Origin of the sequence: Halomonas ventosae, from assembly GCF_004363555.1 — a bacterium.
GTDB classification, from domain to species: domain Bacteria; phylum Pseudomonadota; class Gammaproteobacteria; order Pseudomonadales; family Halomonadaceae; genus Halomonas; species Halomonas ventosae.
In genome coordinates, this window is record NZ_SNZJ01000009.1 from 81,924 (window position 1) to 106,192 (window position 24,269).

The 24,269-nt window shown below is 69.4% G+C and carries 24 protein-coding genes; 14 read left to right on the forward strand and 10 right to left on the reverse strand.

Going from position 1 to position 24,269, the window contains the following annotated elements; translation table 11 throughout:
* Positions 1 to 2 precede the first annotated feature (2 nt).
* Positions 3 to 1,115, forward strand: coding sequence for a 5-(carboxyamino)imidazole ribonucleotide synthase (locus tag DFP85_RS09530; protein WP_133636050.1), 1,113 nt, complete (start codon positions 3 to 5; stop codon positions 1,113 to 1,115).
* Between the two features lie 82 nt (positions 1,116 to 1,197).
* On the opposite strand, the gene DFP85_RS09535 is transcribed toward DFP85_RS09530, so the two are convergent.
* Positions 1,198 to 1,749 carry a DUF2231 domain-containing protein gene (locus tag DFP85_RS09535; RefSeq protein WP_133636051.1) on the reverse strand — a complete coding sequence of 184 codons (552 nt, stop codon included), beginning with the start codon at positions 1,747 to 1,749 and terminating at the stop codon, positions 1,198 to 1,200.
* The gene (locus tag DFP85_RS09540) at positions 1,746 to 3,185 is read right to left on the reverse strand and encodes an ethylbenzene dehydrogenase-related protein (protein WP_133636052.1); all 1,440 of its coding nucleotides are present in this window, start codon (positions 3,183 to 3,185) and stop codon (positions 1,746 to 1,748) included. Before DFP85_RS09540 ends, DFP85_RS09535 begins: the two co-directional genes overlap by 4 nt.
* A gap of 245 nt (positions 3,186 to 3,430) precedes the next feature.
* Here DFP85_RS09540 and DFP85_RS09545 point away from each other — a divergent pair, with 245 nt between their 5' ends.
* The 3 genes from DFP85_RS09545 to DFP85_RS09555 all read left to right on the forward strand — a co-directional run bounded on the left by DFP85_RS09545 (position 3,431) and on the right by DFP85_RS09555 (position 6,343).
* Complete coding sequence (locus DFP85_RS09545) at positions 3,431 to 4,723, forward strand: ferredoxin reductase family protein (RefSeq protein WP_133636053.1); 1,293 nt, start codon at positions 3,431 to 3,433, stop codon at positions 4,721 to 4,723.
* Entirely contained in the window at positions 4,720 to 5,073 is a 354-nt protein-coding gene (locus DFP85_RS09550) for a cytochrome b5 domain-containing protein (RefSeq protein ID WP_133636054.1), read from the forward strand. Before DFP85_RS09545 ends, DFP85_RS09550 begins: the two co-directional genes overlap by 4 nt.
* Positions 5,074 to 5,140: 67 nt before the next feature.
* Positions 5,141 to 6,343 (forward strand): cation:proton antiporter, encoded by a 1,203-nt coding sequence (locus DFP85_RS09555; protein ID WP_208108485.1) that lies wholly within the window; start codon positions 5,141 to 5,143, stop codon positions 6,341 to 6,343.
* Between the two features lie 28 nt (positions 6,344 to 6,371).
* On the opposite strand, the gene DFP85_RS09560 is transcribed toward DFP85_RS09555, so the two are convergent.
* Positions 6,372 to 7,196, reverse strand: a complete 825-nt coding sequence (locus DFP85_RS09560; protein ID WP_243737257.1) for a TraX family protein — start codon at positions 7,194 to 7,196, stop codon at positions 6,372 to 6,374.
* Between the two features lie 101 nt (positions 7,197 to 7,297).
* Here DFP85_RS09560 and DFP85_RS09565 point away from each other — a divergent pair, with 101 nt between their 5' ends.
* The 8 genes from DFP85_RS09565 to DFP85_RS09600 all read left to right on the forward strand — a co-directional run bounded on the left by DFP85_RS09565 (position 7,298) and on the right by DFP85_RS09600 (position 16,449).
* Positions 7,298 to 8,257: a LysR family transcriptional regulator gene (locus DFP85_RS09565; RefSeq protein ID WP_133636055.1), complete on the forward strand. Its 960-nt coding sequence runs from the start codon at positions 7,298 to 7,300 to the stop codon at positions 8,255 to 8,257.
* A 170-nt stretch (positions 8,258 to 8,427) separates the two neighbouring features.
* Positions 8,428 to 8,940, forward strand: coding sequence for a TRAP transporter small permease subunit (locus tag DFP85_RS09570; RefSeq protein WP_133636056.1), 513 nt, complete (start codon positions 8,428 to 8,430; stop codon positions 8,938 to 8,940).
* On the forward strand, positions 8,937 to 10,259 hold the full coding sequence (locus DFP85_RS09575; RefSeq protein ID WP_133636057.1) for a TRAP transporter large permease: 1,323 nt from the start codon (positions 8,937 to 8,939) through the stop codon (positions 10,257 to 10,259). The genes DFP85_RS09570 and DFP85_RS09575 overlap by 4 nt, the downstream gene beginning before the upstream one ends.
* An 84-nt stretch (positions 10,260 to 10,343) precedes the next feature.
* Positions 10,344 to 11,399 carry a TRAP transporter substrate-binding protein gene (locus DFP85_RS09580; protein WP_133636058.1) on the forward strand — a complete coding sequence of 352 codons (1,056 nt, stop codon included), beginning with the start codon at positions 10,344 to 10,346 and terminating at the stop codon, positions 11,397 to 11,399.
* A gap of 93 nt (positions 11,400 to 11,492) precedes the next feature.
* Entirely contained in the window at positions 11,493 to 12,872 is a 1,380-nt protein-coding gene (locus tag DFP85_RS09585; RefSeq protein ID WP_133636059.1) for a glutamine synthetase family protein, read from the forward strand.
* A 175-nt stretch (positions 12,873 to 13,047) separates the two neighbouring features.
* Positions 13,048 to 14,433 (forward strand): aldehyde dehydrogenase family protein, encoded by a 1,386-nt coding sequence (locus DFP85_RS09590; RefSeq protein ID WP_133636060.1) that lies wholly within the window; start codon positions 13,048 to 13,050, stop codon positions 14,431 to 14,433.
* Between the two features lie 14 nt (positions 14,434 to 14,447).
* Positions 14,448 to 15,629, forward strand: a complete 1,182-nt coding sequence (locus tag DFP85_RS09595; protein WP_133636061.1) for an iron-containing alcohol dehydrogenase — start codon at positions 14,448 to 14,450, stop codon at positions 15,627 to 15,629.
* Positions 15,630 to 15,708: 79 nt separating this feature from the next.
* Positions 15,709 to 16,449, forward strand: a complete 741-nt coding sequence (locus DFP85_RS09600) for a glutamine amidotransferase-related protein (RefSeq protein WP_133636062.1) — start codon at positions 15,709 to 15,711, stop codon at positions 16,447 to 16,449.
* Positions 16,450 to 16,534: 85 nt separating this feature from the next.
* Here DFP85_RS09600 and DFP85_RS09605 read toward each other — a convergent pair whose 3' ends face one another.
* From DFP85_RS09605 to DFP85_RS09630, 6 genes are all read right to left on the reverse strand, one after another.
* Positions 16,535 to 17,305 (reverse strand): transporter substrate-binding domain-containing protein, encoded by a 771-nt coding sequence (locus DFP85_RS09605; RefSeq protein WP_133636063.1) that lies wholly within the window; start codon positions 17,303 to 17,305, stop codon positions 16,535 to 16,537.
* Positions 17,306 to 17,451: 146 nt separating this feature from the next.
* Positions 17,452 to 18,183 carry an ABC transporter permease gene (locus tag DFP85_RS09610; RefSeq protein WP_133636064.1) on the reverse strand — a complete coding sequence of 244 codons (732 nt, stop codon included), beginning with the start codon at positions 18,181 to 18,183 and terminating at the stop codon, positions 17,452 to 17,454.
* Positions 18,183 to 18,887, reverse strand: a complete 705-nt coding sequence (locus tag DFP85_RS09615) for an ABC transporter permease (RefSeq protein WP_133636065.1) — start codon at positions 18,885 to 18,887, stop codon at positions 18,183 to 18,185. Before DFP85_RS09615 ends, DFP85_RS09610 begins: the two co-directional genes overlap by 1 nt.
* A gap of 24 nt (positions 18,888 to 18,911) precedes the next feature.
* Entirely contained in the window at positions 18,912 to 19,682 is a 771-nt protein-coding gene (locus DFP85_RS09620; protein WP_133636066.1) for an ABC transporter ATP-binding protein, read from the reverse strand.
* 241 nt (positions 19,683 to 19,923) lie between these two features.
* Positions 19,924 to 20,910, reverse strand: a complete 987-nt coding sequence (locus tag DFP85_RS09625) for a succinylglutamate desuccinylase (protein ID WP_133636067.1) — start codon at positions 20,908 to 20,910, stop codon at positions 19,924 to 19,926.
* Positions 20,900 to 21,727, reverse strand: a complete 828-nt coding sequence (locus DFP85_RS09630) for a DUF1338 domain-containing protein (protein ID WP_166644626.1) — start codon at positions 21,725 to 21,727, stop codon at positions 20,900 to 20,902. The genes DFP85_RS09625 and DFP85_RS09630 overlap by 11 nt, the downstream gene beginning before the upstream one ends.
* Positions 21,728 to 21,954: 227 nt before the next feature.
* Here DFP85_RS09630 and DFP85_RS09635 point away from each other — a divergent pair, with 227 nt between their 5' ends.
* Complete coding sequence (locus tag DFP85_RS09635; protein ID WP_133636068.1) at positions 21,955 to 22,833, forward strand: class I SAM-dependent methyltransferase; 879 nt, start codon at positions 21,955 to 21,957, stop codon at positions 22,831 to 22,833.
* Here the strand turns inward: DFP85_RS09635 and DFP85_RS09640 are convergent.
* Positions 22,830 to 23,273, reverse strand: coding sequence for a hemerythrin domain-containing protein (locus tag DFP85_RS09640; protein WP_133636069.1), 444 nt, complete (start codon positions 23,271 to 23,273; stop codon positions 22,830 to 22,832). The two genes, DFP85_RS09635 and DFP85_RS09640, sit on opposite strands and share 4 nt — an antisense overlap.
* Positions 23,274 to 23,592: 319 nt before the next feature.
* Here DFP85_RS09640 and wrbA point away from each other — a divergent pair, with 319 nt between their 5' ends.
* The gene (gene wrbA / locus DFP85_RS09645; protein ID WP_133636070.1) at positions 23,593 to 24,189 is read left to right on the forward strand and encodes an NAD(P)H:quinone oxidoreductase; all 597 of its coding nucleotides are present in this window, start codon (positions 23,593 to 23,595) and stop codon (positions 24,187 to 24,189) included.
* The last annotated feature ends 80 nt before the right edge of the window (positions 24,190 to 24,269 follow it).

Genomic DNA, 24,269 nt, shown 5'->3' on the forward strand with positions numbered 1-24,269 from the left:
CCATGAATATCGGCGTCCTGGGGGCCGGCCAGCTCGGCCGCATGCTGGCCCTCGCCGGCTACCCGCTGGCCAACCGCTTCACCTTCCTCGATACCACCGGCCACCCCAGCGCTGGCATCGGGGACGTGATGATCGACACCGACCGCAAGCACCTCGAGGCCTTCCTGGAGAAGGTCGACCTGGTCACCTACGAGTTCGAGCACCTGCCGGTCTCGCTGGTGCAGGCGATCGAGGAGGTCAGGCCGGTCTTTCCCTCCAGCGAGGCGATCCGCGTCTGCCAGAACCGCGCCGAGGAGAAGGCGCTGTTCGACCGACTGGGCATTCCCACCCCGGCCTACCGCCTGGTGGAGCACGCCGACGAGCTGGAGGCCGCGGCCCGCGAGCTTGGCTGCCCGGTGGTGGCCAAGTCGGTCACCGAAGGCTACGACGGCAAGGGCCAGGCGGTGCTCAGGGATCCCGCCGAGGCCCATGACGCCTGGCGCGCGATCAACCACCCGCGGCTGGTCGTGGAAGCCTTCGTCGACTTCGTGCGCGAGGTGTCGATCATCGCCGTGCGCGGTCGTGACGGCGAGGTGGCCTTCTACCCCATGGCCGAGAACCAGCACGTGGACGGCATCCTGCGCTACTCCATCGCGCCCCTGCCGGACCTGGACGAGGGGGTCGAGCAGATCGCCGACGGCTACATCCGTGCCCTGCTCGACGAGCTCGACTACGTGGGCGTGCTGACCCTGGAGCTCTTCCAGTGCGCCGACGGCAGCCTGCTGGCCAACGAGATGGCCCCCCGGGTGCACAACTCCGGCCACTGGTCGATCGACGGCGCGGTGACCAGCCAGTTCGAGAACCACCTGCGCGCCATCCAGGGCCTGCCGCTGGGCGACACCTCGGCGCGCATGCCGACCTGCATGGTCAACGTGATCGGCCGCGAGGGCGAGGCGGCCGAGATCCTGGCCCTGCCGGACGCCCACCTGCATCGCTACGACAAGAGCGAGCGAGCCGGGCGCAAGCTGGCCCACGTCAACCTGCTGGCGCCCACCCACGAGGCACTGCTGGAGCGGGTGCGCGCCTGCGCCGCCCTGCTGCCGGACGCCCCGGCACCGCGCTTCAGCTTCGAGTAGGCCGGGCTCACCCGCCGCCATGAGGAAGGCCCCGCCGATGCGGGGCCTTCTTCGTTGGTGCAGGGTATGGCAGAGGCGGGGGTCAGGTGGCCGTGCGGCGCCCCCTGAGTCCCACCACGGCACAGGCGACCCCGATGAGCACCATTACGGCACTGACCCAGAAAGGACTGTAGAAGGTGGTATAGACCTCCCAACCCATCAGGCCGAGGACATCGGAGAACAGCGTCGGAGCACCGACGAGATGGCCACCCAGGGTGCCGGCGGCGGCGAAGAACAGCCCGCCGATCAGCGCGAGGAGCACCAGTACCCAGCGCCGTGCGCCTTCGAAGGCCGCACTGCCGGCCCGCCAGACCAGCACGGTCAGCATGGTGAAGATACCCAGCGACCAGAACGCCATCAGGATGTGGTTGCGGGCCAGGGGGCTGTGGGTGCTGGCCTCCAGTGGCCAGACCAGGAACCCCGTGACGATGGCGGCCAGGGCGCCGAGCAGGCTGAGGACCAGCACCGGCAGCAGGGCGGCGCGACTGAGGTCGGCCATCCGGCCGGGCAGCAGGGCACCGACCAGGATCATCAGGGTGGCGAGTGCCCAGAAGCCCAGCGGGAAGTGGACGAGCATATGGTGCATGCCGGTCATGAGCGGTCTCCTTCACGAGTGGTATGGAAGCCGGGAAGCAGGGCAAGGGTCACCCCGAGCATGGCGACCAGTCCGGCCAGCAGGGTCATCCACCAGCGCCAGGTGATGGCGTCGTTGAACTCCATCTCCACGCCGTAGAGCGCCAGCTGCTTCTCGCTGTGGCGCGCGCGCACCGGGGTGCCCTCGGCGATGTCCTCGGCACCGGCATGGGCGCGGCTGATCAGCAGCGGCCAGTCCACCTGACCGGGGTAGAAGAGGGTCATGTCGAACCAGTCATCGCTCCACTCGGGCGAACTCCCCGAGAAACTGACGGCCTGGAGGTCGGCGTCCCGCCCCAGCCCCAGGGAGTAGGGATGGGAGACATAGTGCCAGCGGCTGCCGGTGGCGTTGCGGTAGACGGCGATTCCGATGTCGTAGATTCCCTGCTCGGCGAGGATCTTGTCGTCCAGCGGGCTGCCGGTGTCCAGGTCGCGCACCAGGGTCACGTCCCAGTGGCCGTCCTCCCAGCGTGCCTGGCCGTGCACGGCGATGCTGCCCCGCGAACCCTCGGGCTGGCGCAGCAGGCGGCGAGGGATGACGTCACCCTCCTGCCAGTCGTGGTCGGGGTCGAAGTCGGTCCGGTTCTCTTCCGACAGGTAGTAGAGGCCGTCGAAATCGACCTCGCCGGAGGTCACGTCCTCCCAGCGCAAGGCGCGCTGGCCGGTCTGCTCGGGGTCGAGCATCCAGCGTGGCTGGTTGGTGTCGCCATCCCAGTTGGTGGTATAGGGCCCCGAGCCGGCATCGCTGTTGCGGTATTCGCCGATCCACTGGTCGTCCGAGGCGCCGATGGGGTTGGAGCGTCCGGCCCGCCAGTGCCAGAGGTCGAGGAAATAGCCGGCCTCACGCTGGGCGGCGAGGACCTCGGCATCCGCCACGCTGCGCCAGTCGTTCTGGTCGCTGCGGGTGGCGGGCAGGTACTTGCGGACGTCGCTTTGCCCCAGCTGCTCCCCGAGATGGGGGTGCTCCGAGACCTCGGCCGGGCTGGCCGAATCGCTGAAGAAGCGCATCCGGTCGCCCACGGTGATATAGCCGCCATAGCGGCCGAAGTCGGGGACCCCACCGTCGTCCACCAGCATGGCGACCCGGTCCTCGTAGGTGCCGTCGGGATCGGGACCCGGCCGGGAATTGCCGTGGCGGACCCACTCGCCCTCCGTGTAGCGCAGCATGTCGTGGTAGACATGGGCCTGCTCGGCGGGCCAGCGGTAGCGGAAGAAGATCTGCTCCTCGTTGTAGGCGGCCTGGACCTGCAGCGGCATGGTCAGCTCATCGGGGATCGAGATGTTGCGTTCCGGGTCGTCCTCGATCACCCCGGTTCCCTGGGTGACCCAGGCGAGGCCCAGCGCGACAGGCAACCCCAGGACCAGCCAGGGGGTGGTGCCCTTGTCTTGACGTGCCATGTGAACTCCTGAATCAGAGGGTAAGGTGATGTGTTGGATCTTCAGTGTGGACCCTGGCGACCCCCATGGCATGACACAGGTCAAGTCGGCTGCGACAAGGCGCCACATCCGCTGATGGCGGGCCGTCGCGTGCCCGGGCCCGTGGGTGATCGGGATCAAGGAAACATCGACTCGTGACGCTTTCCATTGCTCCCGGCACGACCAGGGCAACAATGGGAGGACGACACCGGGGCAGGGGAGGGAAGATGCGACACCATCCGAGAACGGGCGATCTCGCCCTGGCGGCGGCGGTGCTGCTGCCGCTGGTGGTGGCCCTGCCGCGGTTGGGCTGGCCCGCCGATGATGCCGGCGCCTGGCTGGCCTGGGTCGGCCGTGCCGCAGGGATCCTGGGACTCGCGATGCTGCTGCTGGCGGCGGCGACCAGCATCCGGGTGCCGGGCTGGGATCGTCCCTTTGGCGGTTTGGCCCGGCTCTGGCGCCTGCACCACGCCCTGGGCTTCGGTGCCTTCGTGCTGCTGATGGCCCACGCCCTGGCGCTGGCCCTGGCGGCGGTGCCGCTGGGAGTGCCGGTAGCGGTGGAGGTGCTCTTCCCGCCCCTCTCCCGAGGCCCCGTCTGGCTCGGCTGGCTGGCCTGGCTGGCGATGCTGCTGTTCCTCGCCCCCACCTTCGGCTTCTTCGGCCGGCCCCGCTACCAGACCTGGAAGCGTCTTCACCTGTTGTCGGCCGCGGCCCTGCTGCTGGCCCTGGCCCACGCCCTGCCGCTGGCGGGGGAAGCCTGGCCCTGGTGGCTGCTGGGGCTGGCCGGCCTGGCGGCCATCGCCTGGCGCAAGCTGTTCTCGTCCCGGGCGCGACTGGCCTATCGCATCGAAGCGGTGGAGCCCCTGGCCCGCGGGGTGGTGGAGCTGGTACTCGCCCCCGAGGGGCGGCGGCTGGTCCACGAGCCCGGGCAGTTCGTCTACCTGGCCCCGCTGGACGAAGCACTCTCGGCCGGCCGCGGCGAGGAGCATCCCTATACCCTCGCCTCGGCCCCGGCCGATGAGTGCCTGCGCATCGGCATCAAGGACCTGGGCGATGCCAGCCATGCCCTGCAGTCGGTGACGCCGGGCTCGATGGTGCAGGTCGAGGGCCCCTACGGCGACTTCTTCGGCCGCCACCTGTCGCGTCGCCACCGGCTCTGGCTCGCCGGGGGCATCGGCATCACGCCCTTCGTCGGCGGGGCCCGCGACCTGCTGGCCCGCGGGGCGGTGGAGGGGCAGGTGCTGCTGATCTACCTGGCCAACCGCCCGGAGCGGGCCTACTACCTGGAGGAGCTCGAGGCGATCGCCGAGCGGCTGGCGGGCTTCTCGGTGGTGTCGCACTACTACCTCGAACGGGGCGCCCTGGATGCGGCCTTCCTCGCCGCGCACTGCCCCGACGTCGCCGAGCGGGAGATCCACCTCTGTGGCCCGCCGGCCATGAACGCCCACCTGAGGCGACTGCTCGCCGGCCAGGGGGTGCCACGCTCACGCATCCATAGCGAGGTCCTCGATTTCCTGTGAACACCGTCGCCTACACCGCCTTCGTCGCCTTCCTCTCCAGCGTGCTGACCCTGGTCTCGATCCATGCGCTCTCCTCGCCGGACGCGACGGTGCCCGGCAACCCGGAAGCCATCACCCGCGAGGAGCTGGCCCGCCACGACAGCGCCGAGAGCTGCTGGAAGGCCATCCATGGCACGGTCTATGACGTCACCGGCTTCATTCCCGACCACCCGACCCCCGCGGCGGTGATGCTCGAGTGGTGCGGCCGCGATGCCAGCCAGGCCTGGGAGAACAAGCGCCCCGGTCGGCCCCACAGCAGCTTTGCCGAAGGCATGCTGGAGCGCTTCCGGATCGGCCTGCTGGTCGACTAGGCGGTTGCGTCGCCATGCTAGGCTGGGCGCTCGACAACCTGCCCCGCGCGATCAAGGAAACGACACCGTGACGCTCCCCGACACACTCGCCTGGCTGCCCGTGGCCCCGAGCCTTGCCGCGACCAGCCTGATGCTGCTGGGGGTGATCCTCTCCACCAGCATCCTGGCCGACGTGGTGGCCAGCCGGACCTGCCTGCCGCGTATCTCGCTTCTGGTGCTGGTGGGCGTCGGGGTGGCGGTCATCCAGCAGTGGGGCCTGGACCAGCCCGGTGCCCGGCCGCTGGATGGCCTGGCCGAACCGCTGATCCAGGTGGCACTGGTGATGGTGGCCTTCCTGCTCGGCGGCGAGCTGACCCTGGATCGGCTGCGCAGCACCGGGCCGCTGATCCTGATCGTCTCCATGTCGGTGATCCTGGCCGGGGTGCTCTCCGTCGGCCTCGGCCTGCTGGCGCTGGGATTCCCGCTGGCGGTGGCGGTGTCGCTGGCGGCCATCTCCGTGGCCACCGACCCGGCGGCGGTCAGCGAGACGATCCATGAGAGTGGTGATAGCCGGCTGCGCGCCCGGCTGCTGCTGGGGATCGTCGCCATCGACGATGGCTGGGGCGTCCTGGCCTTCGGCCTGGCCATGGCGCTGCTCGGCTGGTGGCTCTCGGGGGATGGCGGCATGGCGCTGCTGCATGCGACCTGGGAACTGGGCGGGGCGATACTGCTAGGCACCGCGATCGGGCTGCCGGCCGCCTGGCTGACCGGCCGGCTGCGCCGGGGGGAGCCGACCCAGGTCGAGGCCGTCGCGCTGATCCTGCTGCTGGCCGGGACCTCGGCCTGGCTGGGGGTCTCGTCGCTGCTGGCGGCCATGCTCGCCGGGACCCTGGTCGCCAACCTCTCCCGCCACCACACCCGCTCGTTCAACGAGATCGAGCACATCGAGTGGCCCTTCCTGGTGTTCTTCTTCGTGCTCTCGGGCGCCAGCATCGACCTCTACCGCCTGGACGAGGCGCTCGGCCTGACCCTGGCCTACATCCTGCTGCGCCTGGCGGGGCGCTACCTGGGCGGCAGGCTCGGCGTGCGCCTCGCCCGGCAGCGGCAGACCGAGCTGCCGGCAAACCTGGGACTGGCGCTGACCCCCCAGGCCGGGGTGGCGATGGGCATGGCGCTGCTCGCCGCCGAACGCTTTCCCGAGCATGGCCCGGTGCTGCTCTCGGCGGTGGTGGCCTCGACCGTGGTCTTCGAGATCCTCGGGCCGCTGCTGGTCAGGCGGGTGCTCCGCTGACGGGCGCCGGCCGGTTCCCCGCGGCCCGTCAGCCGAGCTGGCCGGCAAGCCACAGCCACAGCGCCATCGCCGCGAAGTGGCCCGGGTACCAGGCGAGCCACAGCCGGCGCGGCATGGCCGTGGGCACCGCCGGGGCCAGGCGGTGGGCGCCGGCGGCCAGCAGCAGCGCCGTGAGGCAGGTGGCGACGGTGAACGACTTGGCCATGTCGGAGCTGTTCATCAGGCCGGCGACGACCAGCACCGGCAGCGCCATGGCGGCGGCCTTCAGGCGGTCGGCGAGCGTGTCGCCGGCCAGGTGCAGGTGTTGCATGGCGAGCATGTAGAGGGGGATCATCAGCAGGCCATGGTGGCTGTACTCGACCCAGAGGCCGGCGACGCCCCACACGCCCAGCGCGATGGCGGCCTCGGCGACCAGCCTCGGCTGGCCGAGGGTGCCGGCGGCGAGACGAGCCGGCAGGGCGCGCAGCCAGACGCCCCCCGTCAGGCCCAGCGAGAGGGTGAAGCAGATATTGAGGATCAGGGCGTCGGAGGCGCGCGGCATCAGCATGTAGGGCAGCTGGGCGACCAGGCCGATCACCAGGATGCGCCGGGCATAGCGCAGCGGGTTGCGGGTGTTGAAGAGCCCGTGCCAGGCGACCATGGCGGCGAACAGCGGAAAGGCGATGCGGCCGATGGAGGAGCCTGCCCAGCCCAGGTCCCAGGCGTCCGGCGCGATATAGCGGGACAGGTGGTCGACGGTCATGGTGACGAGTGCCAGCCATTGTCCCCAGCCGGTCCAGGTGGACGAGGGGCGGGCGCTGCTCGGCGTGGCGGGGGCCATGGCATCGGCAGTGGCATTTCCCTGTGGTGTCATCGGAACCTCCCTGGCGTGACGATGCGGACCGATTGACCGGGGCCGCCGGCAGGAGTTCCCGGTCGCCATTCGGCGACAACCAGGTGCCGGGAGAGCACGGGATGCGAAACGGATTCGGATTCGATCTGCGCAGCATGGAGATCTTCGTCGAGGCCCTGGAGCAGGGCAGCCAGAGTGCCGCCGCCCGGCGCCTCGGGTTGACGCAGTCCTCGGTGTCGCAGTGCCTGGCCAACCTGGAGCATGCCCTGGGGGTGGCCCTGTTCAAGCGCCATAGCCGGCCGCTGGAGCCCACCAGCGCCGGGCGGCTGTTCCACGACCGGGCCCGGCGCATGCTCGAGGAGGCCCGGGCCACCCGGCGCGAGCTGCTCTCGGGGACGGCGGGACAGCTGCACCAGGTGCGCATGGCACTGGTGGACTCGCTGGCCACCGCGGTCGGCCAGCCGCTGATCGAGGTGATCCGCCGCCACACCGGGGACTACACCCTCACCACCGGGCTCTCGCACATGCACGGCCATGCGCTGCTCACCCGGCATGTGGACATCATCATCTCCGACGACCGGCTGGAGAACTACGACGGCCTGGAGCGCCACGCCGTGCTCGGCGAGCCCTTCGTGCTGGTGGTGCCCGCGGAGGTGCCCGGCCCCCTGGACAACCTGCGCTGGCTGGCCCGCCAGCTCGACTTCATGCGCTACACCCCCCAGTCGCTGATCGGCCAGGCGATCGAGCGCCACCTGCGCCTCAACCAGCTGGAGCTGCCGGCACGGCTGCACCTGGACAACACCTTCGCCTTGCTCAGCCTGGTCAGTGCCGGGGCCGGCTGGACCATCACCACCCCGCTTTGCCTCTACCAGGCGGGCCTGACCGGATTGCGGGTGAGGGTCGCGCCGCTGCCCACCGCTCCCTTCGCCCGCCAGCTGACCCTGGTCGCACGTCGCGACGAGCTCGGCGCCCTGCCGGCCCTGCTGGCCAGCGATAGCCGTCGACTCCTCGAGCGCCACTTCCTGGCCGAGATCACCCGCGAGCTGCCCTGGCTGGCCGAGGGGATCCGCTTCGACGGCTGAGTCGCCGCGGCGCTGCCTCCTGACGGCGCAGGGCGCTCGGTGCGGCCCCTCCGGCATGCACTATCGGTTCTGTCGATAGTACAGCCGTTGTCGAAGCCGATGCTGCTTGCGGTTCCTCCCGGGCCTGCCAAGACTCCAGGCATCGTCGGCCCAGGAACAATGACAACACCATGCCGAGAGCCATCGTCTGCTACGTGCGCTGGGTGGATGCCTTCAACCGTCGGGTGGGGCGCCTGGTCATGCTGCTGATCTTCGTGATGATCGGCCTGCTGCTCTATGCCTCCATCTCGCGCAGCCTGTTCAACAGCCCACTGGTGTGGGGCGTCGAGGTCTCCCAGTTCCTGATGGCCAGCTACTACCTGCTGGGTGGCGCCTACTCCATGCAGCTCGATGCCCACGTGCGCATGGACCTCTTCTACACGCGCTGGTCGGACCGCACCCGGGCCCTGGTCGATGTCCTGACCATGCTGCTGCTGTTCGTCTTCCTCGGGGCCCTGCTGGCCGGCGGCATCTCCAGCACCGGCTATGCGCTGCGCTACGGCGAGACCAGCTACACCACCTGGGCGCCGCCGCTGGCGCCGATCAAGATCATCATGACCCTCGGCATCCTGCTGATGCTGCTGCAGTGCCTCTCGACCTTCTTCAAGGACATCGCGCGGATCCGCGGGGAGGTCATCGAATGACCTACCAGGCCATCGCCGCGCTGATGTTCTCGACCATGATGCTGCTGCTGCTCACCGGGCAGCGGGTGTTCGGCGTCATCGGCTTCGTCGGGGCCGCCTCGGCACTGCTGCTGTGGGGCGACGGCGGCGTGGAGATGCCCTTCACGGCGGCGATCCAGCTGATGAACTGGTACCCGCTGCTGACCCTGCCGCTGTTCATCTTCATGGGCTACATGCTCTCGGAATCGGGCATCGCCGGCGAGCTCTACGAGATGTTCCATGTCTGGATGGGCTCGCTGAAGGGGGGCCTGGCGGTGGGCACCATCGGCCTGATGGTGGTGATCTCGGCGATGAACGGCCTGAGCGTGGCGGGGATGGCCATCGGCGCCACCATTGCCCTGCCGGAGCTTTTGCGCCGCGGCTACGACAAGACCATGGTCACCGGGGTGATCCAGGCGGGCAGCTCCCTGGGCATCCTGGTGCCGCCCAGCGTGGTGCTGGTGCTCTACGGCATGATCGCCCGCCAGCCGGTCAGCCAGCTGTGGCTGGCGGGGGCCATCCCCGGGCTGATCCTGGCCGGGCTCTTCGTGCTCTACATCGTCGTGCGCTGTCACTTCCAGCCCCACCTGGGTCCGGCGCTGCCCGCCGAGGAACGCAACCTGTCACTGGCCGAGAAGCTGCGCCTGCTGCGCGCCGGCATCCTGCCGCTGCTGATCTTCTTCTTCATGACCGGCCTGTTCCTGATGGGCGTGACCAGCCTGGTGGAGAGCTCGGCCGTCGGCGCCCTGGCGGCGACCCTGGCGGCGCTGGCCAAGCGACGGCTCAACGGCAAGGTGATGGAGGCGACGCTGCACAAGACGCTGGGCATCAGCTGCATGTTCATGTGGATCATCCTCGCCGCGCTCTGCTTCGGGGCGGTGTTCGACGGGTTGGGGGCCGTGCGCGCCATCGAGGGGCTCTTCCTGGACCGCATCGGCATGAGTCCCTGGCAGATACTGGTGATGATGCAGCTCTCCTACCTCCTGCTCGGCATGTTCCTCGACGATACCGCCATGCTGGTGATCGTCGCACCGCTCTACGTGCCGCTGGTGATCAGCCTGGGCTTCGACCCGATCTGGTACGGGGTGCTCTACACCATCACCGTGCAGATCGCCTACATGACCCCGCCCTTCGGCTACAACCTCTTCCTGATGCGGGCCATGGCGCCGCCGGAGATCTCGCTGGGGGACATCTACCGCAGCGTCTGGCCCTTCGTGGGCATCATGCTGGTGGGGCTGGCGCTGATCACCGCCTTCCCGCAGCTGGCGCTGTGGCTGCCGCAGCTCTATCGCGGCTATTGAGCCGGGCGAGCGCGCCCAAGGAGGTGCCGACACGCGACTGCAACGACCTTGCCGAACAACAACCACCATCGCAGGAGAAGAACCATGACCAACCGTCGCGATTTCCTCAAGAAGGCCGGGGTGGCCACCGCCGCCACGGTCGGGGCGGCCACCGTCGGTGCCCCCTACGTGAAGGCGCAATCCAGCCCCATCCGCTGGCGCCTGCAGACCTATGCCGGCCCGGCCCTGGCCGAGCACGTCATCAAGCCCTCCATCGATGCCTTCAACCGGGCCGCCAACGGCGAGATGGAGATCGAGCTCTACTACGCCGACCAGCTGGTGCCCACCGGCGAGCTGTTCCGCGCCATGCAGCGCGGCACCATCGATGCGGTGCAGAGCGACGACGACTCCATCAACGCCCCGGTGGATGTCTCGGTGTTCGGCGGCTACTTCCCCTTCGCCTCGCGCTACAGCCTCGACGTGCCGGCGCTGTTCCACCACTACGGCCTCAAGGAGATCTGGGAGGAGGCCTACGGCGAGGTGGAGGGCGTGACCTGGCTGGGGTCCGGCTCCTGGGATCCCTGCAACTTCGTCACCCGGGAGCCGATCCGCAGCATCAAGGACCTCGAGGGCAAGCGGGTCTTCACCTTCCCCACGGCGGGGCGCTTCCTGAGCCGCTTCGGCGTGGTGCCGGTGACCCTGCCCTGGGAGGACATCGAGGTCGCCATGCAGACCCGCGAGCTCGACGGCATCGCCTGGGCCGGCATCACCGAGGCCTACACCGTGGGCTGGGCCGATGTCAGCAGCTACTACCTGACCAACAACATCTCCGGCGCCTGGTCCGGCTCCTACTTCGCCAACACCGAGCGCTGGGAGGAGCTGCCCGAGCACTTGAAGACGCTGTTCCGCCTCTGCATGGACAGCTCCCACTACTACCGCCAGCACTGGTACTGGTGGGGCGAGGCGCACTACCGCACCACCGGCGGCAAGCTGGAGCTGACCTCGATCCCCGAGGCGGAGTGGCAGACCATCGAGGACGAGGCGCTGTCGTTCTGGGACGAGATCGCCCAGGAGAGCGAGCGCAGCGCCCGAGTGGTGCAGATCCTCAAGGACTATCGCCAGACCATGCAGGAGGCCGGTCCTCCTTACCGCTACTCCTGAGCAACGGACGGGGTGGTGCGGCGCCCGTCGCCCGCCCCGCAGGCTCGCCGTCGGTCGACGGTGGGACAGGACCCGGCAGGATGAGGAGGCGCCATGAGCCGATTGCAGCCAAGAGCGGTAGCCAGTGCCGAGGACGCGCGCCGCATCGTCGAGGCCCGTGGCCTCAGCCACGTCAAGGTGGGGATGTTCGACATCGACGGCGTGATGCTCGGCAAGTACATGGGGCGCGAGAAGTTCTTCGCTTCCCTGGAGAAGGGATTCGCCTTCTGCGATGTGGTGCTGGGCTGGGACAGCAAGGACGAGCTCTACGACAACGTGCGCTTCACCGGCTGGCACACCGGCTACCCGGATGCGCCACTGCGGATCGTGCCGGAGAGCTGTCGCGAGGTGCCCGCCGAGGGCGACATGCTGCTCTTCCTCGCCGAGTTCGAGGGCCCCGCCGAGGCGATCTGCCCTCGCGGCCTGCTCAGGCGGGTGCTGGCGCGGGCCGAGGCGATGGGCTTCACCGCCCGTGCCGCCCTGGAGTACGAGTTCTTCCTCTTCCAGGAGACGCCGGAATCGGTCCGCGAGAAGGGTTTCCGGAACCTGAGGCCGTTCACCCCCGACATGATGGGCTACTCCATGCTCAGGAGCTCGGTGCACGGCGAGCTCTACCACGAGCTGCTGGCCATGGCCGAGGCCATGGACTTTCCCATCGAGGGGCTGCACACCGAGACCGGCCCCGGGGTGCTCGAGGCGGCGATCGGGGTGGACGAGGCGATCGCCGCCGCCGACAAGGGGGCGTTGTTCAAGACCTTCACCAAGGTGTGGGCCCAGCGTCGAGGCCTGATGGCCACCTTCATGGCCAAGTGGTCACCGGACTATCCTGGCCAGAGTGGCCATATCCACCTGTCGCTGCGCCACGCCGACAGTGGCGCCTCGGCCTTCTTCGATGCGGCGGCGCCGGACCGGATGAGCGACCTGCAGCGCCACTTCGTGGCCGGCCAGCAGGCCCTGATGCCGGAGCTGCTGGCGATGTTTGCCCCCACCATCAACAGCTACACCCGGCTGATCCCCGGCTTCTGGGCGCCCACCGATGCCACCTGGGGCGTCGAGAACCGTACCACCGCGCTGCGGGTGATTCCCGGCAGCGAGGCCTCCCAGCGGGTCGAGTACCGCCTGGGCAGCGCCGATGCCAATCCCTACCTGGCGATGGCCGCGGCCATCGCCTCGGGACTCTGGGGGATCGAGCAGCGCCTCGAGCCCGACCCGCCGGTCGAGGGCAACGCCTATGATCGCGAGCATCCGCCGCACCAGGCGCTGCCCCGTACCCTGTGGGAGGCCGCCCAGCGCCTGCGGGGCTCGGCGGCGGCCCGCGACCTCTTCGGCGACGACTTCGTCGAGCACTTCGCGGCGACCCGCGAGTGGGAGGAGCGCCAGTTCCGGCGCCATATCACGGACTGGGAGTTGGATCGCTATTTCGAGATCATCTGAGGAAACGATGAATACGCTATTGCGCTCCGCATCTCGCACGCGGGCGGTGCTCGGATTCCTCACCTACTGGAGTAGGCTCCGGATCCTGCGCTCCGGCCACGCACGACCTGCGTTCGCTCATGACGCGTCTTCAAGGTTTCCTACGCGGCAACATTGAGTGGGAGTGCCCAAAATCATGGCCATACAACGCACGATTTCGCCGGTGGACGGGTCGGTCTACGTGGAGCGGGAACAGGCCTCTGCGGCGGCCATCGAGGCGGCCCTCGACAAGGCGGTGGCGGCACAGCGTGACTGGCGCGAGGTGCCGCTGGAGGAGCGCGCGCGTCTCTGCTCGCGCATGGTGGATGCCTTCGTGGCTCGCCGCGACGCCCTGGCGGAGGAGCTGACCTGGCAGATGGGGCGGCCCATCGCCGCGGCCGCCGGCGAGGTGGGCGGCTTCGAGGAGCGGGCGCGGACCATGATCGCCCTGGCCGAGGAGGCGCTGGCGCCGATCCAGCTGGCAGAAAAGCCCGGCTTCACGCGCTACATCACCCGCGAGCCGCTGGGGGTATCGCTGGTGGTGGCACCCTGGAACTACCCCTACATGACCGCGGTGAACGCCCTGGTGCCGGCGATCATGGCCGGCAACAGCGTGCTCCTCAAGCACTCCGCCCAGACGCCGCTGTGCGCCGAGCGCCTCCAGCAGGCCTGCGACGAGGCCGGGCTGCCGGCTGGCGTTTTCCAGCACCTGCACCTCTCCCATGCCGACACCGAGGCGCTGATCCGTGACCCGCGGCTCGACCACGTCGCCTTCACCGGCTCGGTGGCGGGCGGGGCCATGGTCGAGCGCAACGCTGTCGGGCGCTTCATCGCCACCGGCCTGGAGCTGGGCGGCAAGGATCCGGCCTACGTGCGCGCCGATGCCGATCTCGACGCCGCGGTGGAGGGGGTGATGGACGGGGCCTTCTTCAACTCGGGGCAGAGCTGCTGCGGGATCGAGCGCCTCTACGTGGACGCCTCGATCCACGACGCCTTCGTCGAGCGCGCGGTGGCCTGGGTGCGACAGCTCCGGCTCGGCAACCCCACCGACCCGGCGACGACCCTCGGCCCGCTGGTCAGGCCGGCGGCGGCGGACTTCGTGCGCGGCCAGGTGGAGGAGGCGGTGGCGGCCGGCGCCACGGCCTGGATCGACCCCGGCGACTACCCGCTCTCGGTGCCGGGCAGCGCCTACCTGGCGCCCCAGCTGCTGACCGGGGTCGACCACACCATGCGCGTGATGACCGAGGAGAGCTTTGGCCCGGTGGTGGGCGTCATGCCGGTGGCCGACGACGAGGCCGCCATCGCGCTGATGAACGACAGTGCCTTCGGCCTCACCGCGGCGGTGTTCACCCGCGACCTCGTCGCCGGCGAGGCCATCGCCCGGCGGCTGGAGGCCGGCACGGTCTTCACCAACCGCTGCGACTACCTGGACCCGGAACTGGCCTGGACGGGGGTCAAGTGTTCCGGTCGCGGCTGCTCGCTGTCGCGGCTGGGCTACGAGACCCTGACCCGGCCCAAGTCCTTCCATCTCAAGCATGCCTGACGGCGGAGGTCCCCATGAGCTTCGATCCCGACCACTACCGCATGGGCTGGAACTACCCGGCCCCCATCCTCACCGGCCCCGGCCGCGTCCGCGAGCTTCCCGGGCTGTGCCGGGAGCTCGGCATGACCGCGCCGCTGCTGGTCACCGACCCGGGCCTGGCGGGCCTGCCCATGGTGCGCGACCTCCTCGACCTGGGCCGGGCCGAGGGCCTGGCCATCGGGGTCTTCAGCGAGATCAAGGGCAACCCCACCGGGGCCAACGTGCTGGCCGGGGTGGCTGCCTTCAACGATGGCGGCCACGACGGGGTGATCGCCTTCGGCGGCGGCTCGGGGCTCGATGCCGCCAAGGCCGTGGCACTGATGGCCCGCCAGCGCGAGGGACTCTCGCTGTGGGCGCTGGAGGACGTGGGCGACAACTGGACCCGTGCCGACGGGGCGGCCATCGTGCCCTGCGTGGCGGTGCCCACCACCGCCGGCACCGGCTCCGAGGTGGGGCGCGCCTCGGTGATCACCGACGAGGCGGCCCACGTCAAGCGGATCATCTTCCATCCCGGCATGGTGCCGGACCGGGTCATCCTCGATCCGGAGCTCACCGTCGGCCTGCCGGCGGCCATCACCGCGGCCACCGGCATGGACGCGCTCTCCCACTGCCTGGAGGCCTGGTGCTCGCCGATGTTCCACCCCATGGCGGAGGGCATCGCCGTGGAGGGGGTGAGGCGGGTGCGCGACTTCCTGCCCCGGGCCTTCGCCGACGGCGGGGACCTGGAGGCGCGCATGAACATGCTGGTGGCCTCGAGCATGGGCGCCACCGCCTTCCAGCGCGGCCTGGGCGCCATGCACGCCCTGGCCCACCCCCTCGGGGCGCTGCATGACGCCCACCACGGCACCCTCAATGCGGTGCTGATGCCCTATGTGCTGCGCGCCAACGAGCGGGCCATCGGCGAGCCCATGGTGCGCCTGGGACGCTACCTCGCTCTGTCCCAGCCCGGGACGGCCAGCGTAATCGACTGGGTGCTGGACCTGCGCGAGCGGCTCGGCATCCCGCACACCCTGGCCGAGCTGGGCATCGACAGCGGGCGTGCCGAGCGGGTGGGACGGATGGCGGTGGAAGACCCCTCCTCGGGGACCAATCCCGTCGCCTTCTCGGCCGACGAGTACCGCGACCTCTTCGTGGCGGCCGTGGAGGGCCGGCTCTGAACGCATCGGGTCGATGGCCGGCCGCGGCGCCTGGGCGCTCGGCTCGAGTAGGGGGCGAGATGACGCGGGAGGGCAGGGCATGGTGATCGGACTGCTGCAGTGTGACGACGTGGCGCCGGAGTTGCGCGGGCGCCACGGCAACTACCCCGAGATGTTCGAGGCGCTGTTCCATCGCGTCGACCCGAGCCTGAGGTTCCGGGTGTGGCGCTGCCTGGACGGCGAGATCCCCGACGACGTCGAGGCGGTGGATGCCTGGCTGACCACGGGATCGAAGTTCGGGGTCAACGATGACCTGCCCTGGATCGCCGCGCTCGAGGCCTTCGTGCGCGCCCTCTGGGTGGCGGGCAAGCCGCTGGTGGGCATCTGCTTCGGCCACCAGCTGATGGCCAGGGCGCTGGGCGGCGAGGTGGTGAAGAGCACCAGGGGCTGGGGCGTGGGCCTGTCGTTCAACCGGGTCACCGAGCGGGCCGACTGGATGACGCCCTGGCAGCCGGGACTCGACCTGCTGGTGAGCCACCAGGACCAGGTGGCGCGGCTGCCGGAGGGCGCTCGGGTGCTGGGCGGCAGCGACTTCTGCCCGGCCTACCTGATGCAGGTCGGCGAGCACTTTCTCGGCGTGCAGGGCCATCCCGAGTTTACTCCGGCCTACTCCCGGGACCTGATGGCGCTGCGCGCCGACCTGGTCGGCCACCACCGGGTGCGCGAGGGCGAGGCATCGCTCTCGGCGCCGGTGGACGACACCCTGATGGTGCGCTGGATCCTGGCCTTCATGCGCCGGGCCATCGAGCGGCGCGGGAGCGCTTCCCGGGCCCCGTCCTGAAGGCCTCGCCCTGAAGACCGGACCCGAACGCAGGACCGGGGCCGCTGGGGCCCCGGTCGTGTCGGCTGGCGGTTGACCGCTCGGGTCAGTCCGCGCCGAAGTACCTCTCGTGGATCTCGTCGTAGGTGCCGTTCTCCTTCAGCGTCGCCAGGGCCGCGTTGAAGGCCTCGGCCAGCTCCTTGTCACGCTGGCGGAAGGCGATGCCGAAGCCCTCGCCGAAGTACTCCTTGGGCTCGGTGATCTTCTTGCCCACCACCTTGTAGTCGCCGGCCTCGCTGTCGAGCAGGGTGGACTTGCCGATCGGGAAGTCGAGGAACACCGCATCGAGGCGGCCGGAATCCATGTCCAGCACCATGTCGTCGGCGGTGGCGTAGCGGTTGACGTCGGCCACGTCGCCATACAGGTCGGTCACGTAGTTGTCCTGCAGGGTGCCGCGCTGCACGCCGAGGGTCAGGCCATCGAGGGTCTCCTCGGACGGGGTACCGATCTCGACATCGCCGGGGGCGAACCAGGCCGACGGCGGGGTGATGTAGGGATCGGAGAACAGCACCTGCTCACGGCGCTGCTCGTTGATGGTCATCGAGGACATGATGGCGTCGTACTTGCGCGCCTGGAGGCCGGGGATGATGCCGTCCCAGCCCTGCACGACCCACTCGCACTGGATGCCGATCTCGGCGCACAGGGCGTTGCCCAGGTCGATGTCGAAGCCGGTCAGCTCGCCATCGGGGGTGCGGTACTCCATGGGCTCGTAGGGCACGTCGACGCCGATGCGGATGTCGCGGACCTCGGCACTGGCGCTGCCGGCGACCAGGGCGGCGCCGAACACGCCGAGGCTCAGGATCTTGTGTAGCTTCATGGGTGTCTTCCCGTGTTGTTGGTGGTTTCACCTCGTGGGTGACGACGCGACCACGATAGCGTATGCCCGGGTCCGTCGGAAGGGAGAACCGGTCGCTTTCAAACGCCGGTTCCCAACGATTGTTTTACGCTCCCCGTCGTCGCCTGTCAGCCGCTGGCCGGCTTGAGGTGCGCCAGCAGGCGCCGTTCCAGGTAGCGGAACAGGTAGAGGATGGCGAACGTCAGGCAGAGGTAGATGGCCGCGACGAACAGGAAGGCGTCGAAGGGCGCGTAGTAGCGTGCATAGACGAAGCGGGCCGCGCCGGTGAGGTCCATGATGGTGACCACGCTGGCGATGGCGCTGGCGTGGAGCATGAAGATCACCTCGTTGCCGTAGGCCGGCAGGGCGCGCCGGAAGGCGCTGGGCAGCACGATGCGCCGCAGCATCAGCCCCCGGGACATGCCGTAGGCCCGCGCGGCCTCGATCTCGCCCCGGGCCGTGGACTTGATGGCGCCGCGGAAGATCTCGGTGGTGTAGGCCGCGGTATTGAGGGTGAAGGCGATCAGCGCCGGCACGAAGGGCTTCTCGAGGATCACCCACAGCCAGGTCTCCTGGATTCCCTCGACGAACACCACGCCGTAGTAGATCAGGTAGAGCTGGACCAGCAGCGGCGTGCCGCGGAACACGTAGCAGTAGAGGAAGATCGGCAGGCTGATCCAGCGATGCCGCGAGCCGCGGCCGATGGCCAGCGGGACCGCCAGCACCAGGCCGATGATCAGCGACAGGAACACCAGCTGCACGGTGGTGACCAGGCCCTCGCCGTAGTAGCCGAGGGTCTGCAGGGTGAAGATGCTGTTGTCGGCGAGCTGGGCTTCCAGCCAGGTCATCAGGGCTTCCATCAGTCCGCCTCCCGGTAGCCGACGTCATAGCGTTTCTGCAGCCGCGCGAAGCCCCACTCCGAGACCGAGGCGATCAGCAGGTAGATGGCGGCGACGATGATCATGAAGGTGAAGGGCTCGCGGGTGGCCTTGGAGGCCTCTGCGGCCACCCGCACCATGTCGGTGAGGCCGATCACCGAGACCAGGGCGGTGGTCTTGAGCAGCACCATCCAGTTGTTGGAAAGGCCGGGGATGGCGTGGCGCATCATCTGCGGGAAGCGGATGCGCCGGAACACCAGCCAGTGGTTCATGCCGTAGGCGCGGCCGGCCTCGATCTGGCCGCTGTCCACCGCCAGGAAGGCGCCGCGGAAGGTCTCGCCCATGTAGGCCCCGAAGATCAGCCCGATGGTGATCACCCCGGCGACGAACTCGTTGACGTTGATGAAGATGTCCCAGCCGAAGCGCTCGTAGAGCTGGTCGGTGACCATGTTGATGCCGATCTGGCCGCCGAAGAAGAGCAGCATCATCAGCACCAGGTCGGGGACGCCGCGGATGACGGTGGTATAGAGGGTGCCGATGCGGTGGGCCAGCCAGCTTCGTGACATCTTGGCGCTGGCGGTGAGCAGGCCCAGCACGATGGCCAGGAGCAGTGAAAGCACCGCCAGCTCGATGGTGATCAGCGCGCCTTCGGCGAGGCGCGGGCCGTAGCCGTGAAGGTCGATCATGGGAGTCTCCTCGTCCGGGTCGCCTCAGTGCTTGGGCGCCAGGAACTGCTTTAGCCGATCGGAGCGCGGGTTGCCCAGCACCTCGTCCGGCGGGCCGGCTTCCTCGACCCGCCCCTGGTGGAGATAGATCACCTGGGAAGAGACGTCGCGGGCGAAGGCCATCTCGTGGGTGACCACGATCATGGTGCGGCCCTCCTCGGCGAGGTCGCGCATCACCTTCAGCACGTCGCCAACCAGCTCCGGGTCCAGGGCCGAGGTGGGCTCGTCGAAGAGCATCACCTCGGGGTCCATGGCCAGGGCTCGGGCGATGGCCCCGCGCTGCTGCTGGCCGCCGGACATCTGCGCCGGGTAGTAGTCGGCGCGTTCGGCCAGGCCGACCCGCTCGAGCAGCTGCCGGGCATGGGCGATGGCCTCCTTCTTCGACTTTCCGAGCACATGCACCGGCGCCTCGATGACGTTCTCGAGCAGGGTCATGTGGGCCCAGAGGTTGAAACTCTGGAAGACCATGGAGAGCTTGGCGCGCATGCGCACGACCTGCTTCCAGTCGGCCGGCTCGCGGCCGTGTCGGGTCTGCTTGAAGCGGATCTCCTCGCCGTGGACGATCAGGTCGCCCTCGTCGGGCTGCTCGAGCAGGTTCATGCAGCGCAGGAAGGTGCTCTTGCCGGAACCGGAGGCTCCGATCAGCGTGATCACGTCGCCCTTGTGGGCCTTCAGGGAGAGGCCCTTGAGGACCTCGGTGTCGCCGAAGCGCTTGGTGATGTTGCGCACTTCCAGCGGAATCGGGGTATCGGCCATGGAACGGGCTCCAGATCGTGGGCGGTCCGCCGCATCAGGGGTCGGCCGGCGCGGGCCGGGTCAGGACCGGGGATCGAAAAGAGGGCGATTCTAACAGGCCGGAGGATTTCCGGAAGGAGACCGCGACCAGCCGGATAGTCTACCTCGGTCCGGGGCGGGGATGGCATGGGACATGGGGATTCTCCTGGCGATTGTTGTTGTCGATTGTTGTTGTTGATTGTTGTCGTGGGGGCCGGGGGCGTCAGGCCGGTGGCGGGCTCGGCACCACCAGCAGCGCCGCCCGGGCACCGATCTCGACCTCGGCATTGGGAAAGACCACCGACAGGGGCGTCGCGCCGACGCGGGTCTCGCCGGCGACGGCGTCTTCCGCCAGTCGGGTGCCCGGCGGGAACTCGCTGAAGTTGGGCGTATTGTCCGGGAAGCAGAGCCGGAAGGCCTTGCTGTGGCGCAGCAGCTCGTGCTCGGCGCGAAAGAAGGTCATGGCACCGGGGTCGCCCTCGGCCGGGGCACCGCCCTCCACCAGTGCCTCGAGCAGCCGGGCCATGGGCGCCAGGGGGGTGAGGTCGTTGTGGCCGAACGGCCGGGCGCGGCCCAGTTCCAGGGTGAAGGCCGCCGCGCCATGGTAGTGCCTGGCGTAATGCGAGAAGGTCCAGCTGTGGCGGTGCTGGTGCAGTACCGCCTGGATGCCGGCGGCGGCCAGCCAGCGCCACTGCTCGGGAGGCATCGGCGTCTCGGCGAAGGGCTCGACCACGAAGCGGGGGAAGCGGCTGTCGCGGATCGCCGTGTGCAGGTCGTAGTGCAGGCGCTCCCGGCCGGGATGGCGGGCGTAGAAGGCATCCACCTCGGCCATCAGCGCCCGGGCCCGGTCGGGCTCGTCACCCGCCTCCTCGAGGTCGCGGCGGAACAGCCGGTTGAGGTTGGTGGCGACATAGCGCTCGCCGCGCCGGATCGCCTCGGGGTTGCCCAGGATCACCAGCAGCGGGGCGCCCAGGCGAAGCAGCCCGGCCTCCAGCCGGGCCAGGACCTCGCCCAGCAGCTCCATGGGGGCCGTCTCGTTGCCGTGGACACCGACCGAGAGCACGCAGGCCCTCGCCGCCGGCGCGGGGGTGTCCGGCACGAGCTCGAGCACCCCCGGAGCGAGCAGCCGGAAACGCCCCCCGGCGACCCCGCCCTCGGCGCGGGAGGGCGGGCGCCCCTCCAGGCCCTGGTCGAGCCACTCAGCCAGCATGGTCGGGACGGGCGTCGGTGGACTCGAAGATCCGGTCGGCGCTGGCGGCGACGAAGCCCTGGTAGAGCCGCCCCTCGGCATCCGGGTAGCGGCGGGCGAACTCGTAGTAGCAGGTGGGAATCTCCTCGACCCGGCCGCCGGAGAAGGTGAAGGGCATGCGGTCGGCGAGCGTCGAGGCCTGCTCGAGCAGCACCTCGGGGGAGCCCTTGATGCGCCCGCCGGAGGCATTGATGGAGAGCCCCAGCGACTCGACCTTCGCCAGCAGCTTCTCCAGGGTGTCGTGGCGGCGCAGGTGGTTGACGCTGACCGTGAAGTGGTTGGCCCGCAGCCCGATGATCGACAGCCAGGCGGCGTACTCGCTCTCTTCCGCGAGGGTCCGGTACTCCCCCCAGGTCGGCGTCTCCCAGAGGCGGCCGGCCCAGAGCACTTCGGGCGAGGCAATGCGGGCGGGATCGACCTGGGCCACCAGCTCGTCGATGATCTCCTGGGCGGGGGCCGAGAGCTCGCGGCACTTCAGCTCCGAGAGGAAGACCCTGGGCTGGTCCTCCCGCGGCGGCAGGTAGCCCCAGGCACGCAGCTTCTTGGCCTCGAAGTCGTAGGGCTCCAGTCGGGTGTAGCCCAGCGCCAGCAGGTGGGGCTCAAGGTCGGCCAGGCGGATGGGGCCGCGGTCGAAAGTGCGGAAGGCCACGTGGTCGTTGACGATGGTCTCGCCGTCGGCGACCAGGGCGTCATGGATGCGGCTCGCCTGGGGCGTCATGGCGGTATAGTCGTCCCAGAGGCGGGCGAAGAAGTGATCGAGGCTCATGTCGGAAGGCATGTAGGCACCTGTTGTCGATGTTGTGGCGGCTGGCAACACCATCCCGTCCGTCGCCGGCCGACTCAAGGGCCAGGGTCGGTCGGATGAAAGTGGCGGGGCCCAGGGTGAAAATCCGCGCCTGGCCGGGGGCGGCGGCCGGCCGTGACCTTTGCACGATGGGGAACGGGGCCTTGCCCGGCTAGACTGGCGGTGATCCCTGTCCCAGGGGCCTGCCCCAGGAGAATGCCATGACCGACCATGCCCGCCAGCTCGATGCCCACTATGATGCGCCTGCCGAACGGGGCGGGCCAAGCCTGACGGTACGGCTGCGGTCGGCCTTCCGCGAGGCGGGATGCGACCCGGATCGCCTCACCCTGGACGAGGTGGCCGGCATCGACCAGCTGCACCTGGGCGGGCGACGGGCCAGCCGCTCGCTGGCGGCCCTGGGGCGCCTCGCCCCGGGCAGCCGGGTGCTGGACGTGGGCTGCGGCACGGGCGGGGCGAGCCGGCTGCTGGCGGCGGAGTTCGGCGCCGAGGTGACGGGGCTGGACATCACCGCGGCCTTCGTCGAGGTGGCCGGCTGGCTGAGCCGTGCCACCGGCCTCGACGGCCGGACGCGCTTCCTGTGCGCCGATGCGGCGCGCGCGCCGCTGGCGGATGGCGCCTTCGATGCGGTGTGGTGCCAGCATGCGTTGATGAACATGCCCGACATCGCCGCGGTGCTCGCCGAGTGGCGCCGGCTGCTGGTGCCGGGCGGCACGCTGCTGCTGCACGAGGTGGTGGCCGGCGACGACCCCTCGCCGCTGCGCCTGCCGGTCCCCTGGGCACGCCGCGTCGAGACCAGCCACCTGCGCTCCCGTCACGTCCTGGAGGGGCTGCTGGCCGAGGGCGGCTTCGCCCCGGTGGCGGTGCAGGACGTCACCGAGTCGGCGCTTGCCTGGCGACGCAAGCACAGCCGTCGTGAGGGCGATCTCGCGCCCCCGGGTCCGGTGCTGCCCGGTCCGGGGCTGATCTTCGGCGAGGCCTTCGCCGAGATGGCGCGCAACCTGCGCGACAACCTGGCCGCGGACCGGGTGCGGATCCTCGAGGGCGCCTTCCGGAAGTCCCGCCCTTCATCTGACTCCTAGGAGCCCTGCCGCTGTCTCGCCATTTCCTGCCGATAGGATTCGGCGAGTTCGCTTTTCTGGTGTTCCGCAAGCCCCCTGCCTGCAAGCTGAAAGACCTCGTGTTCTTCCTCGTCGAGGTGATGGATCACCAGCTCGCTCAGCTTCCTGGCCTGGGTCAGCCATCCAGGCGAGGTGTAGTCGGTGGCATCCAGGGTCTCGAGCTGTTCGTCGATCTCATGGTGCTCCGCCACGCTATGACGGGCCTTCTCCTGAGTCAGGTCGATCGCCATCATCGGGACGTAGAGGGCGCGCTCTTCGGCGGCAGCATGGTATTGAAGCTCGGCGCGCAGCTGGCGGTAGAGCTGGTCACGCTCCTGGCTGTCGCCGGACGTCTGCAGGAGATTTTCCAGCAGCTCCCGCTGGATATCGTGGTCCTCACGCAAGGCTTCGAAGATCGTCATGGTGGTGCTCCTTGATCTGGGGGCATCGGGTCGTGGAAGGGAAGCTGCTCTGCGCGTGAGAGGCATCGCGTTCCCGGACCAGCATAGGCCAGGATCTGCCACAGGAATATCGGGCCAGCCGCCCGTCACGTCTTGCCGGTTGGTGCCCGCCTGCCATTGCTGGCCGCGGATCGGAAACGGATCCTCGAGGGCGTATGGCGCAGGGCCTGACGTTTCGATCCGGTCGATCGATAACGTCGAGTTTCTTCGCTTCTCTTCGTTTCCGTCGATTCTAGACTGGGAACCATCACTCGATGGAACGACGAGAGGAGCCAAGCGCATGACCCGGATACTGGTGCTCTACCACTCCATGTATGGCCATATCGATACCCTGGCCCGCACCGTGGCCGAAGGGGCGCGCGACGTCGAGGGCGTCGAGGTCACCCTCAAGCGGGTGCCCGAGACCATGGATGCCGAGGCATTCGCCAAGGCAGGCGGTCGGTCGTTCGACAGCCCCGAGGCGAGCCCCGAGGAGTTGGCCGACTTCGACGCGGTGATCTTCGGCAGCCCGACCCGCTTCGGCAACATGTCCGCCCAGATGCGCACCTTCCTCGACCAGACCGGCGGCCTGTGGGCGGGCGGCAAGCTGCGCGGCAAGGTGGCGAGTGTCTTCACCTCCACCGGTACCGGCGGCGGCCAGGAGACCACCATCACCTCCTTCTGGAACACCCTGGCGCACCACGGCATGGTGATCGTGCCACTGGGCTACGGCATCGGCGAGCAGTACGTCTTCGACCAGGCGGGCGGCGGCAACCCCTATGGTGCCTCCACCATCGCCGGTGGCGACGGCTCGCGCCAGCCCGACGAACGGGAGCTCAGTATCGCTCGCTTCCAAGGCGAGCACGTGGCGCGCATCGCCGCCAGGCTGGCCGGCTGACGCCGCGCCCGCTCAACCCCGCGACGATCCGGGCCCCGCCCCGCTCTCCCATGCGGAGAGCGGGGCGGGGCCTTTTCACG

Bases quoted from the DNA above. Each gene is read 5' to 3' on its own strand.
- DFP85_RS09625 (WP_133636067.1), bottom strand. From the start codon at position 20,910: ATGCTGGCTGAGTGGCTCGACCAGGGCCTGGAGGGGCGCCCGCCCTCC.
- DFP85_RS09565 (WP_133636055.1), top strand. From the start codon at position 7,298: ATGCGAAACGGATTCGGATTCGATCTGCGCAGCATGGAGATCTTCGTC.
- DFP85_RS09545 (WP_133636053.1), top strand. From the start codon at position 3,431: ATGCGACACCATCCGAGAACGGGCGATCTCGCCCTGGCGGCGGCGGTG.
- wrbA (WP_133636070.1), top strand. From the start codon at position 23,593: ATGACCCGGATACTGGTGCTCTACCACTCCATGTATGGCCATATCGAT.
- DFP85_RS09590 (WP_133636060.1), top strand. From the start codon at position 13,048: ATGGCCATACAACGCACGATTTCGCCGGTGGACGGGTCGGTCTACGTG.
- DFP85_RS09640 (WP_133636069.1), bottom strand. From the start codon at position 23,273: ATGACGATCTTCGAAGCCTTGCGTGAGGACCACGATATCCAGCGGGAG.
- DFP85_RS09585 (WP_133636059.1), top strand. From the start codon at position 11,493: ATGAGCCGATTGCAGCCAAGAGCGGTAGCCAGTGCCGAGGACGCGCGC.
- DFP85_RS09605 (WP_133636063.1), bottom strand. From the start codon at position 17,305: ATGAAGCTACACAAGATCCTGAGCCTCGGCGTGTTCGGCGCCGCCCTG.
- DFP85_RS09575 (WP_133636057.1), top strand. From the start codon at position 8,937: ATGACCTACCAGGCCATCGCCGCGCTGATGTTCTCGACCATGATGCTG.
- DFP85_RS09610 (WP_133636064.1), bottom strand. From the start codon at position 18,183: ATGGAAGCCCTGATGACCTGGCTGGAAGCCCAGCTCGCCGACAACAGC.
- DFP85_RS09540 (WP_133636052.1), bottom strand. From the start codon at position 3,185: ATGGCACGTCAAGACAAGGGCACCACCCCCTGGCTGGTCCTGGGGTTG.
- DFP85_RS09580 (WP_133636058.1), top strand. From the start codon at position 10,344: ATGACCAACCGTCGCGATTTCCTCAAGAAGGCCGGGGTGGCCACCGCC.
- DFP85_RS09595 (WP_133636061.1), top strand. From the start codon at position 14,448: ATGAGCTTCGATCCCGACCACTACCGCATGGGCTGGAACTACCCGGCC.
- DFP85_RS09530 (WP_133636050.1), top strand. From the start codon at position 3: ATGAATATCGGCGTCCTGGGGGCCGGCCAGCTCGGCCGCATGCTGGCC.
- DFP85_RS09615 (WP_133636065.1), bottom strand. From the start codon at position 18,887: ATGATCGACCTTCACGGCTACGGCCCGCGCCTCGCCGAAGGCGCGCTG.
- DFP85_RS09560 (WP_243737257.1), bottom strand. From the start codon at position 7,196: ATGACACCACAGGGAAATGCCACTGCCGATGCCATGGCCCCCGCCACG.
- DFP85_RS09570 (WP_133636056.1), top strand. From the start codon at position 8,428: ATGCCGAGAGCCATCGTCTGCTACGTGCGCTGGGTGGATGCCTTCAAC.
- DFP85_RS09535 (WP_133636051.1), bottom strand. From the start codon at position 1,749: ATGACCGGCATGCACCATATGCTCGTCCACTTCCCGCTGGGCTTCTGG.
- DFP85_RS09600 (WP_133636062.1), top strand. From the start codon at position 15,709: ATGGTGATCGGACTGCTGCAGTGTGACGACGTGGCGCCGGAGTTGCGC.
- DFP85_RS09635 (WP_133636068.1), top strand. From the start codon at position 21,955: ATGACCGACCATGCCCGCCAGCTCGATGCCCACTATGATGCGCCTGCC.
- DFP85_RS09630 (WP_166644626.1), bottom strand. From the start codon at position 21,727: ATGCCTTCCGACATGAGCCTCGATCACTTCTTCGCCCGCCTCTGGGAC.
- DFP85_RS09620 (WP_133636066.1), bottom strand. From the start codon at position 19,682: ATGGCCGATACCCCGATTCCGCTGGAAGTGCGCAACATCACCAAGCGC.